Annotated in this window: 15 protein-coding genes; 2 read left to right on the top strand and 13 right to left on the bottom strand. The window is 38.8% G+C overall.

Translation table 11 applies throughout. The features are described 5' to 3' along the window. Positions 1-2: 2 nt before the first annotated feature. Positions 3-659, top strand: coding sequence for a YigZ family protein (locus tag HMPREF9706_RS04735; protein WP_006908233.1), 657 nt, complete (start codon positions 3-5; stop codon positions 657-659). Between the two features lie 8 nt (positions 660-667). Here the strand turns inward: HMPREF9706_RS04735 and HMPREF9706_RS04740 are convergent, their stop codons facing one another. From HMPREF9706_RS04740 to HMPREF9706_RS04795, 12 genes are all read right to left on the bottom strand, one after another. Next, positions 668-1,684 carry an MraY family glycosyltransferase gene (locus HMPREF9706_RS04740; protein ID WP_231285852.1) on the bottom strand — a complete coding sequence of 339 codons (1,017 nt, stop codon included), beginning with the start codon at positions 1,682-1,684 and terminating at the stop codon, positions 668-670. A 20-nt stretch (positions 1,685-1,704) separates the two neighbouring features. After that, entirely contained in the window at positions 1,705-2,532 is an 828-nt protein-coding gene (gene nadE, locus HMPREF9706_RS04745; RefSeq protein ID WP_006908235.1) for an ammonia-dependent NAD(+) synthetase, read from the bottom strand. A gap of 11 nt (positions 2,533-2,543) precedes the next feature. Further along, positions 2,544-4,046: a nicotinate phosphoribosyltransferase gene (locus HMPREF9706_RS04750; protein ID WP_006908236.1), complete on the bottom strand. Its 1,503-nt coding sequence runs from the start codon at positions 4,044-4,046 to the stop codon at positions 2,544-2,546. A gap of 174 nt (positions 4,047-4,220) precedes the next feature. Further along, positions 4,221-5,615 (bottom strand): sugar transferase, encoded by a 1,395-nt coding sequence (locus tag HMPREF9706_RS04755; RefSeq protein ID WP_006908237.1) that lies wholly within the window; start codon positions 5,613-5,615, stop codon positions 4,221-4,223. 276 nt (positions 5,616-5,891) lie between these two features. Further along, the gene (locus HMPREF9706_RS04760) at positions 5,892-6,866 is read right to left on the bottom strand and encodes a ribose-phosphate diphosphokinase (protein WP_035392864.1); all 975 of its coding nucleotides are present in this window, start codon (positions 6,864-6,866) and stop codon (positions 5,892-5,894) included. 24 nt (positions 6,867-6,890) lie between these two features. Beyond that, a complete protein-coding gene (gene glmU / locus HMPREF9706_RS04765; RefSeq protein WP_006908239.1) occupies positions 6,891-8,252 on the bottom strand; it encodes a bifunctional UDP-N-acetylglucosamine diphosphorylase/glucosamine-1-phosphate N-acetyltransferase GlmU in 1,362 nt (453 codons plus the stop codon). Positions 8,253-8,317: 65 nt separating this feature from the next. Then, positions 8,318-9,181 carry a pur operon repressor gene (purR, locus tag HMPREF9706_RS04770; protein ID WP_006908240.1) on the bottom strand — a complete coding sequence of 288 codons (864 nt, stop codon included), beginning with the start codon at positions 9,179-9,181 and terminating at the stop codon, positions 8,318-8,320. A 115-nt stretch (positions 9,182-9,296) separates the two neighbouring features. Further along, complete coding sequence (locus HMPREF9706_RS04775; protein ID WP_006908241.1) at positions 9,297-10,142, bottom strand: metal ABC transporter permease; 846 nt, start codon at positions 10,140-10,142, stop codon at positions 9,297-9,299. Then, positions 10,091-10,795 (bottom strand): metal ABC transporter ATP-binding protein, encoded by a 705-nt coding sequence (locus HMPREF9706_RS04780; RefSeq protein ID WP_006908242.1) that lies wholly within the window; start codon positions 10,793-10,795, stop codon positions 10,091-10,093. Before HMPREF9706_RS04780 ends, HMPREF9706_RS04775 begins: the two co-directional genes overlap by 52 nt. A 123-nt stretch (positions 10,796-10,918) precedes the next feature. After that, on the bottom strand, positions 10,919-12,121 hold the full coding sequence (locus tag HMPREF9706_RS04785) for a YcjF family protein (RefSeq protein WP_006908243.1): 1,203 nt from the start codon (positions 12,119-12,121) through the stop codon (positions 10,919-10,921). Between the two features lie 14 nt (positions 12,122-12,135). Then, a complete protein-coding gene (locus HMPREF9706_RS04790; RefSeq protein WP_006908244.1) occupies positions 12,136-12,834 on the bottom strand; it encodes a zinc metallopeptidase in 699 nt (232 codons plus the stop codon). A gap of 148 nt (positions 12,835-12,982) precedes the next feature. Then, the gene (locus HMPREF9706_RS04795; RefSeq protein ID WP_006908245.1) at positions 12,983-14,272 is read right to left on the bottom strand and encodes a uracil-xanthine permease family protein; all 1,290 of its coding nucleotides are present in this window, start codon (positions 14,270-14,272) and stop codon (positions 12,983-12,985) included. A gap of 249 nt (positions 14,273-14,521) precedes the next feature. Here HMPREF9706_RS04795 and HMPREF9706_RS04800 point away from each other — a divergent pair, with 249 nt between their 5' ends. Beyond that, positions 14,522-15,145, top strand: coding sequence for a hypothetical protein (locus HMPREF9706_RS04800; RefSeq protein ID WP_006908246.1), 624 nt, complete (start codon positions 14,522-14,524; stop codon positions 15,143-15,145). A gap of 151 nt (positions 15,146-15,296) precedes the next feature. Here HMPREF9706_RS04800 and HMPREF9706_RS04805 read toward each other — a convergent pair whose 3' ends face one another. After that, positions 15,297-16,571 (bottom strand): RNA polymerase factor sigma-54, encoded by a 1,275-nt coding sequence (locus tag HMPREF9706_RS04805; protein ID WP_006908247.1) that lies wholly within the window; start codon positions 16,569-16,571, stop codon positions 15,297-15,299. Between the last annotated feature and the right edge of the window lie 9 nt (positions 16,572-16,580).

Genomic DNA, 16,580 nt, shown 5'->3' on the forward strand with positions numbered 1-16,580 from the left:
CCATGATAAATTACCGAAGCATTCAAGATACCATCGTTCACGAGCTCGAAATAAAAAAATCCCGTTTTATTAGCTACTTAATTCCTATTCAGAATGAGGAAGAATTTCAAATCAACCTTGATCAAATCAAAAAAGAACACCCTAAAGCAACGCATCATTGTTATGCTTACATTCTCGAAGATACTGGCCAAATTCAACGCATGAGCGATGATGGCGAACCTAGCGGTACAGCAGGAATTCCTATCCTTGAAGTTCTTAAACAAGAAAACTTAACCTACCTAATGGCTGTCGTCGTGAGATATTTTGGAGGAATAAAACTAGGGGCTGGTGGGCTAATTCGGGCATACTCCTCCGCCACCTCCCAAGCCCTTCAAATAAGTACTCTCGTTGAAAATACCAACCAGGCCATCATCAATCTGAACATGGCATACAAGCTCAATGATTCTTTTCAATATCTCATTTCACAACTAGCTAATCCTCCTCAAATACTCAATAGCCAATACCTAGATACGGTCATTCATCAAATAGCTATCTCTCAAGAAGAAGCAGCCTTATTAGAACAACAATTAGCCGATCGCTTTAATCAGCAAATTGATTGGCAATTTGACCACATTAGACCAGTTAATCTTCCCATTAAAAACTCCTCAAAGAAGCCCTAAATCTAAAATCACGATCGATTATCTTTTCCTAAAAAATAAGTCCATAGTGCCATAGATAGTAGAATCATAATGATCACAGAAAAAATGCTTACCTTATATTGAGGATAAGCCTGTAAGGCAAAAGCGAGAACTGAGAACATCATCGTCATGATGATCATTAAAAAATTTATCTGTCCCTGAGTCCATCCCCGGCGTAACAATCGATGGTGGATATGATCACGATCGCCTAATGTAATCGGCTGTCCATTTAAAAATCGACGAATAATCGCATAAATCGTATCAAACAAGGGCACCGCATAAATTAAGACTGGCAAAACTAAAGTATACAAACTAGCGTGCTTCAAATTTCTTACTGTCATCGCTGCATACATAAACCCGATAAATAAAGAACCCGTATCTCCTAGAATGATTTTTGCAGGCGGCCAGTTAAAAATCCAAAAACCCAAAATTGCTGATAAAAGTAACAATAACATCAAAACAAAGTCTACCTGAATGGTGAGCGAAAAACTAAGCGTCACCATGATCATGGAGACTAAACTCGTTATTGAAACACTGGAAGATAGTCCATCAATCCCATCAATTAAATTAAAGGCATTCGTCAAGAAATAGATCCATATAAGCGTAAATACATAGGCCAAGGGACCGCTCATCCAGCTAGGAAAGGTGTCCAAAATCGCCGAAGTAAACACAATATGATCCACCCGATAAATCAAATGACAAGCAATAATTATCCCGATTGATTTTAACACCGGGCTAAGAGTCAGACAATCATCCAAAAGACCCGTTAAAAGGACCACTGTAGAAGCTATTAATAGTCCCCATTGCCGTGTATCAAAATATGGCCAAGCCATGTAATAGTTAAGCCAAAAACTAATATAGATCGCTAGACCCCCAAAAAAAGGCTTTTGACTTTTCTTATCTTTGGGCAAAAAGCCTTTTTGACTAATCCAGATGAGTGAATAGGTCAGCACACTGGAAATCAAACAAGTAAGTATAGCCCGAATCATCAAATTTACTAGCAACAAGGTATCCCTTCTCTCATCTGCTACTTCCAAAAATCATCAAAAACAGTAATGGGCAAATGACGCTTATGTTTCGTTTTTAGATACCAATTCTCAATTACACGAGCTGTCGATTCTGAAACAGCCTGCCCCATTAAATATTGATCAATTTCATCATAAGACACACCTAGAGCCTCCTCATCCGATTGCATCGGCCGCTGATCTTCCAAATCAGCGGTCGGTACTTTTTTATAAAGAGCAGGAGGGCAATCTAAATAAGCCAATAATTGACGACCTTGTGATTTCGTTAACCGCCAAATCGGCATCAAATCTGCCGCCCCGTCTCCGTATTTGGTAAAAAAGCCTGTCACACTCTCTGCAGCATGATCCGTGCCTAATACCACCCCTTGATTTTGGCCAGCAATAGCATATTGAATGATCATCCGCATCCGCGCCTTAATATTTCCCTTATTAAAATCAGAGATCTCTTGGCCTGCTTCTTGTAGACTTTGAACCGTCTTATCCGTTGAAGACTTAATATTAACCGTTATCACCTGATCCGCTTTAATATAGTCCAGGGCTGCTTGAGCATCTGCTTGGTCCAATTGATCACCATAAGGCAGACGGACTGCGATAAATCGATAATTGATGGCTGGATGGGCCTGTCTTAATCGATCAATGGCCATTTGAGCTAACTTTCCAACCAAAGTTGAATCCTGCCCCCCTGAAATACCCAAAACTAAACTAGTCAGCCCTGAATGATAGCTAAGGTAATCCATCATTAATTGGATGCTACGTTCAATTTCTTCTTGAGGATCAATGATTGGTTGAACCTTTAAGAATTCCATAATTTCAGCTTGCAAAGAACGCATCTAATCTCCCCCTAGTCATCACTCAAATCTAATTCATCCGCCAATACTCTGGCATTTTCAGCGACTCTTTGGCGAATGACATCAATGGAATCCATCTTCAACTGATAGAGCTTGGTAGACAGATCGACTGGATAGATTTGTGGGTTTAAAATTCGTTTATGTTCTTCCCATAAGCAATCCAGATTGCTTTTTGCATATTGACGTATTTCTTCTAAGGTCGGCAAATCATAGATACGTTGTCCTTGATCATAGATTACTTGGAGTAAGGGTCTGGCATTAAATTCTTTAACTGTTTTATTGATATATGGATACACCGGATGGAACATATAGAGCGAATCTAAGCCTTTAAGTTCTTCATCTATTAAAGCCACATAATCCCCTTCGGATTTTCCATCTTTTTGCCGAGTAATGCGCCAAACTTGCTTTTCGCCTGGAGTAGTAATCTTACTAGCATTAGAAGAAATCTTCATCGTTGGAACCAAGTGTCCTGTTTGATCTTCAATACTTACCAATTTATACACTGCACCTAAAGCTGGTTGGTCATAGGCTGTTATGATTTTTGTTCCAATACCCCAAGAGTTAATCTTAGCACCCTGCATTCTCAAGTTCAAAATGGTTTTTTCATCTAAATCGTTGGAAGCAACAATTAGTGCCTCTGAGAAACCCGCTTCATCGAGTTGTTCCCGAATCCGTTTCGATAGATAGGCCATATCCCCCGAATCAATCCGTACCCCAATAAAATTAATCCGATCTCCCATCTCCCTAGCTACCTTAATAGCGGTAGGAAGACCTGATTTCAAAGTGTCATAAGTATCAATTAAGAAGACAACATCTCGATGGGTTTGAGCATATGCTTTAAATGCTTCATACTCATCACGGTAGGCTTGCACCAAAGCGTGGGCATGTGTCCCAGAAATAGGCATACCAAATAACTTCCCAGCTCGAACATTAGAAGTAGAATTAAATCCTCCAATATAGGTTGCACGTGCACCCCATACCGCAGCATCCATTTCCTGAGCTCGTCTAGCACCGAATTCAGCAATACTGTCTCCTTCACCTGCTACAGATCGAATTCGAGCTGCTTTTGTCGCAATCAAGGTCTGATAATTCACAATATTTAGGATCGCCGTCTCCACTAGTTGACACTGACCCAAGGGACCGGAAACCTGCATAAGTGGTTCATCTGCATAACATAACTCTCCTTCAACCATCGATCGAACAGTGAGTTGTAATTCCATTTTTGATAAATAATCTAAAAATTCTGGTGAATACAATCCTAACCCAGCTAAGTATTCAATATCTGATTTTGAAAAGCGAAACTGATCTAAATAATGAATAACCCTTTCCAATCCAGCAAAAATAGCATAACCATTTTGAAAGGGGTTCTTGCGAAAATACACTTCAAAGACCGCTTGTTTTTGATCGATTCCTTTTTCCCAGTATGTTTTTAACATATTTATTTCATATAGATCTGTATGTAACATCAAACTATCATCTGGATATCGATAAGTCATTCCCTCATCCTCCACCTTGTAATATTCACTTTCTATTGTATCATATTCTCTCACTGCAAAAACAAGTTAGATACTTTCAAACAATGACATATTATCGAGCAAACAAAAATTTACCGACTTATATCACTAAGCCGGTAAATCCTTTTTCCTATTTTACTAGGAACTCCTATTCAGTTAGTCTTCCAAAATCTGAAGTTGATCCTTGAAATCTTCCCAAGAAAGCTGATTAAGCGTCTGTTCTTCAATCCCCCTCGCAGAAACTTTATCGAAGAGAATTTTTAAAGTCTGAAATAGCAATTTAAAATCAAAGGCTAAAGAATACTTCTTAATATACAAGAGATCAAAATTTAGCTTACTATTGAAGTCTGTCGCATATTTTCCATAGACTTGCGCATAGCCCGTAATTCCAGCCCGAACTTGATGCCTAAGGTCATAATATGGATTCTGCTGCTTAAATTGGTTAACAAAAAAAGGTCGTTCAGGCCTTGGACCCACCAAGGACATTTCTCCTTTTAAAACGTTAATCATTTGCGGCAACTCGTCGATTCGGGTAGATCGAATAAACTTACCCACCTTGGTGATCCGTTGGTCATTGGAGCTTGCCAAAACAGGGCCAGAAACTTGCTCTGCCTCTTGGCTCATTGAGCGAAACTTTAAAATTTTAAAAACTTTTTGTCCCTTAGTTACGCGTTCTTGCTTATAAAAAACGGGTCCCGAACTATCAAAATGAATCGCTAGCGCCGTTACCAACATGACCGGCGATAACAGGACTAGAGAAGTTAAAGCCACCAAGATATCTAACGACCGCTTAAGAATAGCTTGTTCAAAAGGAATAGAAAATCCGGATAGTTCAATAATACTTTCATCCTCAAATGACATAATATTAGGATTGACCATCATTAAATTAGCAAATTGAGTGCCTAAAAATAATTTCTTATCTTGACGCATAAGATACTCATAGATTCTTAAACGTTCTGCTTCTTCAACATAACCCGTTAAATAAACAATATCAATCTGATCACTATAATCCTGTACTTTTTGATAGTAATCCTCAAATCCAACAAATACTACTTGATGTCGTTGGTTAGTCATTCGGGAGAAATTGACAACCGCTTCAAAAACCTGATCCTTTTGACCTAAAATCATAATCCGTTTTCGTCCCGACAAACGATGATATAGCCAGTAGGAAAAGGCATTAAAGACATATAAAAGCCCAGTCCCTACTAATAAATTCAGTAAAATAACCGATCTGGGGAAAGTCAGCCAAGCTCCCGCATAGCTCAAAGCCATCATAAAAACCATCATAAAGACCTGGCCTAAAAAGGTAAAATAAAACAAATCCAAATAAGTTTTATTGTAAAAAATATATGTCCCAAATAGAATATGGATCACAATAAAACCCAACAAAATCCAAAGATAAGATGCTTGAAAAGCTTGAAAGTTACGCATTGGGATTTGTGTCCAAAATTTTAAATAAAACGATACATAAATACTCAATAAGTTGACCAAGGAAGCGATGCATACTACAACAATCCGCAATAAATTATTCAATTCTTTTTTATGGGTCATTATAAACCTCTTTTCATAAAGCTAATATCGCTATTATACCATCGTATTCCATCTTTTGTTGACATTTTTAATTTATTCCATGAATTCCATTTAAAAGAAGCAGAGTCTAATCGAACTGTTTGAACGAGTGGATACTCAAAGTTAAATAAAATAACTTACATAAGCGTATAATTATTATCCGTTCACCATTTAAAAACTAATTTAAAGAGGCTGTAACTAAAATGTCACAGCCTCTATGCATAATCGATCGCTTACCCCTTATCGAACGAACCAGCATTATTTATTAGAAAATTTTTCATTAAATAGGGGTGAAACAGAGCGGTTTTCATGAATCCGTTTGATCGCTTCACCAATTAGTCGTGCGACCGATACAATTTCAATTTTATCAATCCGTTTTTCTTCTGGCAACAGAATCGAATCTGTTACAATCACTTTTTTAATGACGGAATTTGTCAATCGTTCAATGGCAGGGCCTGATAAAACCGGATGGGTACAGCAAGCATAGACCTCTGTAGCACCGCGATCCACTAAGGCTTGTGCCGCAATCGAAATCGTTCCAGCCGTATCAATCATGTCATCAATGATAACTGCTCGTTTACCCTCAACCGATCCCACAATATTCATCACTTCAGCGACATTAGGACGAGGACGGCGCTTATCCACAATGGCAATCGGCGACTTTAAAAATTCCGCTAATTTACGAGCGCGTGTCACGCCCCCATGATCTGGAGATACAACCACGACATCATCCCCCACCAGATTATTATCAATAAAATAATTAGCGAGTAAGGGTGCCCCTAACAAGTGATCGACTGGAATATCAAAGAAGCCCTGAATTTGTGCCGCATGAAGGTCTAAAGCTACTAAGCGATTAACACCTGCATTTTCAAGCATATTGGCTACTAACTTAGCCGTAATGGGTTCACGAGACTGGGACTTACGATCTTGACGGGCATACCCATAATAAGGAACGACCACATTGATCGTTTTTGCAGAAGCGCGACGCAAAGCATCTACCATAATTAACAATTCCATCAAATGATCGTTCACAGGATTAGATGTTGATTGAACAATATAAACATGCGAACCGCGAATCGATTCTTCAATGTTAACACGAATCTCCCCATCAGCAAAGTGGGTTAAAGACACCTTACCAAGCTCGAGGCCAACCGCTTGAGCGACTTTTTCCGCTAAAGGTTGGTTGGAACTCAATGCAAAGATCTTCAACTTTGGGTCGGCGTAATGATTCATATTCGTCAAAGGAAATCCCTCTTTCTATTTGTTTGTATTAAATTTGTGCCAATAATCTGCTTTATTTACCTGTCTACTTCGTGCAATCCCCAAACTTTCTGAATCGATATCATCCGTGATTGTCGATCCCGCAGCGATCACCGATCGATCCCCCACCACAACTGGCGAGACAATGTTTGAATTGGATCCAAGAAATACTTGGTCGCCAATCTTTGAATGATGTTTCTTTTTACCATCATAATTGCAAAAAATAACACCACACCCAACATTAACCGATTCACCTAATTCTGCATCGCCAATATAAGCGAGATGCCCAGCCTTTGTTTCTGCGTGTAGGGTCGCATTTTTTACCTCCACAAAATTACCAATATGAACGCCCTCACCTAAATTACTATGGGGTCTTAGATGAGCAAATGGTCCAATCGTTACCTGCTTAGCAATCTGTGAATGTTCCAAGAAGGATTGACGAATTTGCACTCCCTCTCCGATCACGCAGCAATCAATCTCTGAATGCGCTCCAATTAAACATCCTTTTCCGATACTGGTTTTCCCTTTAAGTTGAACACCAGCTTCTACAACTGTATCTGAACCAATCGTAACATCCACTTCTAAGTACACCGAATCCGGATGCGTAAAAGTCACACCCTGACGCATATGATCTTCAACAAGTCGACGATTTATTAGCAATTGAGCCTTAGAAAGCGCCAAACGATCATTGACACCTAAAGACTCACTCACATCTTCCATAACATAAGCAGATACCTTTTCAGATTGATTCGTCAAAATAGAAATAACATCCGGAAGATAATATTCACCTTGAGCATTATCATTTCCCACTTGTTCTAACGCTTGGAATAAAGCCTGATTGTCAAAGATATAAGTGCCGGTATTAATTTCTCGAACAAGCCGTTCAGAATCTTTTGCATCTTTTTCTTCAACAATCCGTATAACTCCACCGTTTTGATCACGGATAACTCGGCCATAGCCTTTAGGATCGTCAATTTCTGCAGTCAATATCGTAGCTTTTGACTGACTTGTCTCATGGTATGTGAACAAATCATTTAAAGTTGATCCTTTTAGAAGTGGCGTATCTCCACAAACCACCAAGGTATTACCTGGCTTATCTTGAAGGAGTTCCTTTGCCTGTAAGACTGCATGTCCTGTTCCCAACTGCTGATCCTGTATAACAAACTGACATTGATCTGCCAATTCATGCTTAACTAAATCAGCACCTTTTCCAACAATCGTTACCTTTTCACTTACACGGCACGCATTAACCGCACGCAGTACATGTCCCACCATGGGCAAGCCTGAAATCGGATGTAACACCTTTGGCAAAGACGACTTCATCCGAGTACCCAATCCTGCAGCTAATATGACTGCCATTCTTTCCACTCAATCAACACCCCTTTTCAACACGTTTACCTACATTATAACGCTTCCTATGTTATTTATCCATCCGCCTTTGCCGATTGAAAAAAATTCCCTATTTGGGTTTCTAGTTGATAATGCCCCACCTCATTATTATAGGCTAAACTTGTTTCAAATAAAGCTTGATAATTTGGTAAGGCTACCCGCCCTTGTGCTTTATTTTCTGCGAAAACACAAATGCCAACCGCCTTAGAATTAAACTCTTCCATCAAACTTAATAAACCGGCCATCGTTCCCCCATTACGTAGAAAATCATCTACCAATAGTACTTTTGAATGAGCTTGTAGCGATTGCTTAGATAACTCCATTTTTTGAACCACTTGATGCGATCCGGATATATAATTAATCGAAATGGTCGATCCCTCAATTTTGGAAGATTCTCTTCTTGCGACCACATAGGGAACATTTAAAAATGAAGCCACCATCGCCGCTAAGCCGATTCCCTTGGCTTCAATCGTCACCACAGCATCAATTTTTTTTGAATCGTACTTAAAGGCGATTAATTGAGCGATTGATTTTAAAATATATGGATCTTGTAGTAGATCATTCACATAAATATAATTACCAGGCAAAATCCGTTTGCCTTCCAACATCTTGTCCTGAATTAAAGTCTGTAAATCCTGAACAGCTTTTTCCGATAATGCCGGCCTAAAAATAACCCCGCCGGATTTTCCGGTAAAGGTTTCAACGACTCCTGTTTGACGAGCAAGCATAACCTCCTTGATCATCTCGATATCTTCAGAAACAGAGGCCTTTGCACATCCAAATTCCTGGGTAAAACGAGCAAAATTAATTAACTGATTGGGCGCTTGCATTAATATTTGCGTCATCGCAATTAATCGCTGGTTTCGTTTATATTTGAAAGTCCCATGATCATTCGCCATTCTTCTTACTCCTTTAACTGTTTTTTTTACTTTATCACGATTACTTAACAGTTTCAAATATAGCAAAAAGCCATGATCCAAGGATCACAGCTTTATTTAAAAAGATACTTATATGTTAAGAACGAATTTCTAAATTAGCTTGTCTTTTCTTTTGAAAAGTCAAATAAATTTTTTGTCCTAGGGTTACAATAAGGAAAATCCCCATAAAAGATAAGGTAATGCTTGCCCCAGGCGGAGTGTCATAGTTAAAAGAACACATCAGGCCTACAAGAATCCCAAGCATATTAATGATAATACCAATCACAATGCTTTGATTAAAAGAACGTGCGATCCGAATGGCAGTTGCTGATGGGATAACAATTAAAGCTGAAACTAATAAAGCACCCACAATCGGCATCATAATTGAAATCGCTACACCTGTTAATACTGAAAAACAAGTAGAGATAAATTTAACCGGCAAACCCGAGGTCCGAGCGGTTGCTTCATCAAAAGACACCACATAGAGAGGTTTTCGAAAGATTAAATACAGGACCATGACCAAAATAGCTACCGTGACTAATAATTTTAATTCATTCGCTTGAATCAGAATAATTGAACCAAACAAGAACTGATCCACTTGGAAATTACTCTGGCTCGTATTTAAACTGAGCAAAACTAGGGCTAAGGCCATCCCAGTAGACATCATTAAAGCGACTGATATTTCTGAAAAATCACGATAAATTGTTCGAAGATATTCAATACCTAGAGAAGCCAAAACAACCACCAACAAGGTTGCATATGTCGGTGAAATGTGTAATAACAAACCTAAAGCTACCCCGGCTAGAGAAATATGAGAAAGGGTATCCGCCAATAAGGATTGTTGACGTAAAATTAAAAACAAACCGATAATTGGCGTGATAAAAGACATTGCTAACCCAGCAATGAGTGCTCGTTGGATGAATTCATACTGAAACATCTCCACGGCGACCCCTCCTCTCTGATTAAACGAATTTCACGATCATAGAAGCCCTCTATTTCATCATCCGCATGCGTGACCATCATAATTGTCTTTCCATGTTCTTTGGTCAAATGCTGTAATAAACGATAAAAACTTTTCCTTGACTGACTGTCCATACCCGCTGTGGGCTCGTCAAGCACATAAAAATCAGGGTCTAAGGCAAAAATACGTGCGAGTATCACTTTCTGTTTTTGTCCACCTGATAACTGCCCGATCAGACGATGCCGCAAATGAGCCATACCTACTGCATCAAGAGCCCGATCAACGTGCTCATAGTCTTTATCGTCGAGAGGCTTAAACCAACGCCCTTGAGAATAGCGACCTGACTCAACAAATCGTTGAACAGTTGAAGGGAATCCCGCATTGAAAGCATTGATATTTTGAGCAACATAACCAATTGCTAATTTCCCTCCGCGAGAATTTTTAGGCGCTAAATACACTTTCCCTGTAGCTGGTTTAAATAAACCAATAATGTTTTTTATTAACGTTGATTTAGCCGCCCCATTTTCTCCCGTTAAAATGACAAATTCTCCTTCATGAATGGTGAAGTTAATTTGATTTAATACTTTTTCCTGATCGTAATAAAAAGATAAATCTTCTACTTTTAATATTTCCATGTGACCCCTCCGAACCACAAAAAGTAATAATTACTAAATAGCTAGGGTTTATCATAAAATGATCCGTCACCGTTGTCAAGTCTAGAAGCTAAATACGTGTCACCAGCATTTTTTATTTTGAAATTAATTTTTATTTGATTCTAACCATTGTTTCAAGATAGCTTGACCTTGTTTGCTTGAAAACAATTTTTGACTATGCTGTAATTCACGCTTGAATTGTTGCTTCATCAAAGTTTGTATTTGTCTCAATGGTATCCTCTTACCCTGAGATTCAGAAACAGCAATTATTCTTAATGCTTCAATGTAAGCATAAGCCAAAGCCATCGTTAATGTTGCAGCGGTCGTTCCATTTAACAAACCGCCCCCTAAAAAAGATAAGCCTGGTACCCATTTAATCATAGAGGTTGCGATATATTTGCCTAATGCTGTGGCCCCGCTCGTTCCTCCAATACCGGCTAAAATGCTCATTATTTGAGCCATATCTAAAGATAAACCAAACAAAGCCGTAATCTGAGCCAACATGCTAATTTGCATAGGCACTAATAAAGAAGCGTCTGCAACAGGAATCGGGATAAAACCAATACCGAAAGCAGATGAAATATATGTTTTAGCCCAACGTTTCGCCTTAGTAACTTTCAAATCAATATCGGCTTGTTGGGCATTGATAAAAGCCTGGTGAAGTTCCTCTGGTAGAATTGCCATTGTCGTCATTATCAATTCCTTTAATCCAAAAGCAGCCATTTCTTGACCATTGGCTAATTTTACTGGCTTAGCTAAGACAGGAATAACGGCCTTAACTTGACTGAGATGGACTTCTAAATACTGCTTAAATTCAAAACTAGCTTGACTATAGGCTTGCGTAATCACAATAATAACAGGTAATTTTTGGCTCAGATGCTCGATTAAAAGAAGTTCTTGCTCTTCAATTCGACCCATTCCCCCGTGAATACAATAGTAAACAAAGTGAATCGCTTCTGTGGGCCCTTTCGCTTTCTGCAAATCGATCAACTCAAATATTCCTTGAATCGTTTGAGACTGTTCAGACTGACCCAATTCCAACCCCCGACTATCATATAAAGTAATAGGCATCCCTTCTTTGGTTAACTTTATCAAGTGATCCGTTACCGGTAGCCCCATGCCAGTTCTTGCAACCTCCTCACGAAACAAAGCATTTATCAGCGTTGATTTGCCAGCACCTGTCTTACCGACCAATAAAATATTAACTGGTTGCATTCGATCAACTTGTTGCTGACTCTCTTGAAGTAACTCCTTCGCCATTTGAGGATTCCATTTGAATCGATTTAGCTTTTGCCAGATTTTAGCCATGGATTCCCTCCTCACTAATCTCTTCTAGATCGGTTGGATAAAAGAATTAAACGGAATATTTGTAGAGCGGTTGAAATAGTTGCTGCTAAATAGGTAAATGCCGCTGCCCGGAGAACCTTCCTTGCTGCTGGTAATTCTTCACTCCGAAATACATTTTCTGCTTCTAAGCTCTTTAGAGCACGACGAGAGGCATCTAATTCAACAGGTAGAGTCACCAATTGGAATAACAATGCTGCTGACAAGGCAATAATACCAACCCAAATCAAGCCTGTCAGTTGAAACAAGAAACCAATAATAATCAAGGGCATTCCTATCGAAGAACCGAATTGTGTCACTGGCACTAAAGCAGCTCGCCACCTTAACAAAGGATAACCCACGGCATCTTGAACAGCATGACCACATTCATGGGCCGCTACCGCTACCGCTGCAATCGATGTTTGATCGTAGGTAGCATCCGATAATCTTAGCACTTTGTTTTGGGGATCATAATGGTCCGTCAAAGCACCCCTCACCCGTTCAATACGAACATCATGGATATTATTTGCCCTTAAAATATGATCGGCAGCTTGTTGGCCGGAAATATTTTTTTGGGTTGCATATTGGTTATACTTTGAAAAGGTTGATTTGACAAGATATTGAGCTAGCATCACTAAGCCCATACCAATTAACACATAAATATAGGTGCTATCAAAATAAAAGCCATAAGGAAACATTGATTCTCCTCCTCTAAAGATTAGTTCTTTATATGTATCTTATCAAAAGCCTCTAAAAAAAACTATTCTTGAGCTTAGGGTTCTTCAACAAAAAAAGACCGCAGGCTACTTCCTGCAGTCTCCATGTTACCCGTTAAATTAATCGCCATTAATCATGGTAAGTTTTTTCTTCTGTTAACATTAAGTTTAAAACAATTCCAACCAAGGCAGATAGAGCCGTCCCCGAAAGAACAAAGGATCCTCCAAAATCAAGAACCGCTCCACCCAAGCCTATTACCAACATGGCTGAAGCGATAATCAAGTTACGTGATTGCGTAAAATCAGTCCGATCTTGAATTAAAACCTTCAATCCATTACTGGCAATAACACCATAGAGTAGAATAGACATACCTCCTAGAACAGCTGGCGGAATAGTTCCAATTAAGGCATTAAATTTACCTAGAAAACTAAGGGCTATTGCAATCAGGGCTGCATTACGAATAACATTCACAGAAGCCACTCTGGTTAAAGCGATGACACCTGTATTTTCACCATAAGTCGTATTAGCAGGTCCACCAATAAAAGCAGACACAAAAGTAGCTACACCGTCCCCTAATAGAGTACGATTTAAGCCTGGATCTTCTAAGAAATTCTGCTGACAAACTTCCCCTAGAACAATATGGTCCCCAGTATGTTCTGAAACAGTCACTAAAGCTATCGGTATGATTGCCCACGCTTCCGGTCCAAAATAAAAGTGATATTGCTTCCAATTTTCTATCGGTGTCGCAAATGGTAAGCTGAGATCAGGCAACTGAATCCATGCTGCTTCAATTACCGGTCCAAAATCAACCATTCCTAATAGGCAGGCTATAATATAACCTCCCACAATCGCAATTAAAAATGGAATAACTCGTATGAAACCTTTAGTGTATACTTGAATAAATACAGAAATTAATAAGGAAGCAACTGCTACAAGGACATTTCGCCAATCTCCACCAGATACGAGCCCAGCATTCGTTACGGCAGATGATGCTAATCCCAAGCCAATTACCATAATCATGGGTCCAATCACAATAGGGGGTAGAATCTTATTCAACCACTTAGTCCCTGTCTTAGAAATAATCAAAGATACCAAGACATAGACTAGTCCAACCATCATGATCCCCGTTTGAGCTGCAGAAATATCCCCACCCATCTGCTCCATAGCTAAGGACATGGCTGTAATATAAGCAAAAGAAGAACCAAGATAGACCGGAACCTTGGATTTCGTCGCTGTAATATATATTAAGGTTCCCACACCACTGGCTAGTAAAGCCGTAGACACAGATAAGCCTAAAATTAAAGGGACTAAAACCGTTGCCCCAAACATCGCAAAGACGTGCTGAAAACTAAGTAGTAACCCCTTGGCAAAACTTGGCTTTTCAGAGGGTTGTAAAATTAATGTTGTCACTTTTTCCATAGTATTCTCCCTTTTTAGGGCATAAAAAATAGCCCTTGTATTCGAAAATAGGGCCTTTAGTTAACTTGAGACTTTAGCATCCTCACAGGAATGCCTTAAAAGACCTTAAATTTCTTCTACTAGTGTAGCATATTCAACTTAGATTGCAATGCATCTGGATCGTTTTTAATATAATTTGTTAAATACTTGTTACCTAAGCGTAAGTATTATTTGTTAGAATTAGGTTGACTATGAAAAGGAGAATGCTTTATGAAAAAATTGCTAAAAAATATCAAATTTTTGCTAGTTTGCCTCATCACTTGTGTTAGTCTAGCACCCACTGTCTTTGCCAACGAATCAGAATCCATAGATCCTTTCCAACTGCCAAAGGATTTACGCTTGCTAAACGAACAACTTGAAGAACAAGCTAGCTATCCTTATCTAACACTTGATCAAGATAAAACTGTCATTCAGGACTTAAATCAAGCGATGAATAAGTACTATGAAGAAGAACTTTCTGACCAAGAAAAATCAGCCAGCCAGGAAGAACTTGTCCCAGAAAATTTAGAAAAAATATTAACCCTTGTTAATAAAGAGAGTGATCTTAGCCAACTAAATCTGGCTATTGACCAAGTCACAATGACTGTAGCAGGAGATGAAGTCCAAGTTCCACGCTTGATTCTCCCCCAATCCTATCGCTATTGTGAAAATCTTGCTAATAACCACGATGCCCGATTAATTAATCATGCATTAAGCGTACTGGGAAATCGACTGATTGTCATTGCATATTACGATCCCGCAAGCGAAGAATTAGTTCCCTTACATTTAGTTTGCAACACCCATTCAATCTATTATAATGAAGCTTTAACCCAAGATGACGTATCGATTGAATAAAATGATTTTCTAAAATATAAATAAGGTTGATGGAAGATCCCTTCTTCCGTCAACCTTACTTTTTTGAATTTTAAACTCATTAAAGATAAAAAGCATTAAAAATAGCAAAGAGAGGAATCATGTCGCAATCGACATGATTCCCTCTTTTAATTTATGGCTGATCATTATTCATGCTATCACGATAACGTTTTACTAAATGATGACTAATCATAATGCGATCTTTGGCTAATAATTCAACCACTGCTTGATCGGTAATAGCTGACCCCTGCTCGTGAATAATATTTTTTATCAAGGCTTGAATATTCAAGGCTGACAATCCTGACCGACCTACTTTAGCAGAAACATTGATAAAATCTGATAAAGAATAGACCACTTCATTAAACATCAAGTTTTTATTCATCACGATTAATCGTACCAAAGCTTCTGATAAGCCCATTTGTTCGGCTAAATCCTTCATTAAATAAGGTTTCGGAGTTGGCGTAACTTTTAAGAAAAAATCTTTTTGATGATCAATAATCAATTGACTTGCAGCAAGCACTAATTGTTCTCGCAATTTTAAGGCTTGTTCCATGCTTTGATATTGATGATAATGCTTTTGAATGTAGGCTTGCAAGTCTGAATCTTCTTGCTCGGTCATCTCTTGATAATATGTTTGATTAAACTTTAGCCTTGGATAATACTGGTGATTAAACTCCAACTTCACTTGATCTTGATCAATAAACGCTTTGACATCAGGAATCGATCCCGTCACTGGGCGAGATTCAAATAAAGACGCAGGGACCGGACGAAGTGAATGATAATAATAAACACATTCCTGAATTACCGCTTCGCTCAAACCCGTTGTAGCCTGAATCGCTGCATAATCCTGATGATTTAAATTATCAAAAAAGTTCTCTAATAGATAAGCAGCTCTCGTCGGTGCCTGCTTATCTTGTAAAGTCTGCAACAATAAACATTCCTTGACATTATACGCAGCCACTCCTGCTGGTTCTAATTGCTGCAAAAGAGTAATCGCATCTAAGACAACAATAGGATCTTGATGCAGCTTAGCGGCTAATTCTTCGTAGGTATAAGGTAAATAGCCTTGATCATCAATATAGTCAATCAATGCAACCATGACATCTCGAATAACCGTGTGCCGATGCAACATTGTTTGTTCATATAAAAAAGTTTCCAAAGTTTGCGCTAACCAAGGACTTTGTTGATCCATCGCAGGATCAGCTTCATGTCCATGCCGATCTACCGGCACTTGATTCACACGATGTTCAATGGGATACTCAAACTCGATAAAAGGATTTTCAATAAGCTTATCTTCAAAGTAATACGTTAGTTGTTCTCCGTTGAGATCGAGTATTTCTAATAGGAGATCGTTCTGGAAGATATCTGATTGTTTAATTGCCTGCAAAGGCAAATCTACAACACTCATCACTTCACC

Origin of the sequence: Facklamia hominis CCUG 36813 (genome assembly GCF_000301035.1) — a bacterium.
Taxonomy (GTDB): domain Bacteria; phylum Bacillota; class Bacilli; order Lactobacillales; family Aerococcaceae; genus Facklamia; species Facklamia hominis.

What these genes read in the sequence shown, in the direction of transcription:
- HMPREF9706_RS04735 (WP_006908233.1), top strand. Translation starts at nt 3, where the DNA reads ATGATAAATTACCGAAGCATTCAAGATACCATCGTTCACGAGCTCGAA.
- nadE (WP_006908235.1), bottom strand. Translation starts at nt 2,532, where the DNA reads ATGCGTTCTTTGCAAGCTGAAATTATGGAATTCTTAAAGGTTCAACCA.
- HMPREF9706_RS04750 (WP_006908236.1), bottom strand. Translation starts at nt 4,046, where the DNA reads ATGACTTATCGATATCCAGATGATAGTTTGATGTTACATACAGATCTA.
- HMPREF9706_RS04755 (WP_006908237.1), bottom strand. Translation starts at nt 5,615, where the DNA reads ATGACCCATAAAAAAGAATTGAATAATTTATTGCGGATTGTTGTAGTA.
- HMPREF9706_RS04760 (WP_035392864.1), bottom strand. Translation starts at nt 6,866, where the DNA reads ATGAATCATTACGCCGACCCAAAGTTGAAGATCTTTGCATTGAGTTCC.
- glmU (WP_006908239.1), bottom strand. Translation starts at nt 8,252, where the DNA reads ATGGCAGTCATATTAGCTGCAGGATTGGGTACTCGGATGAAGTCGTCT.
- purR (WP_006908240.1), bottom strand. Translation starts at nt 9,181, where the DNA reads ATGGCGAATGATCATGGGACTTTCAAATATAAACGAAACCAGCGATTA.
- HMPREF9706_RS04780 (WP_006908242.1), bottom strand. Translation starts at nt 10,795, where the DNA reads ATGGAAATATTAAAAGTAGAAGATTTATCTTTTTATTACGATCAGGAA.
- HMPREF9706_RS04785 (WP_006908243.1), bottom strand. Translation starts at nt 12,121, where the DNA reads ATGGCTAAAATCTGGCAAAAGCTAAATCGATTCAAATGGAATCCTCAA.
- HMPREF9706_RS04790 (WP_006908244.1), bottom strand. Translation starts at nt 12,834, where the DNA reads ATGTTTCCTTATGGCTTTTATTTTGATAGCACCTATATTTATGTGTTA.
- HMPREF9706_RS04795 (WP_006908245.1), bottom strand. Translation starts at nt 14,272, where the DNA reads ATGGAAAAAGTGACAACATTAATTTTACAACCCTCTGAAAAGCCAAGT.
- HMPREF9706_RS04800 (WP_006908246.1), top strand. Translation starts at nt 14,522, where the DNA reads ATGAAAAAATTGCTAAAAAATATCAAATTTTTGCTAGTTTGCCTCATC.
- HMPREF9706_RS04805 (WP_006908247.1), bottom strand. Translation starts at nt 16,571, where the DNA reads ATGAGTGTTGTAGATTTGCCTTTGCAGGCAATTAAACAATCAGATATC.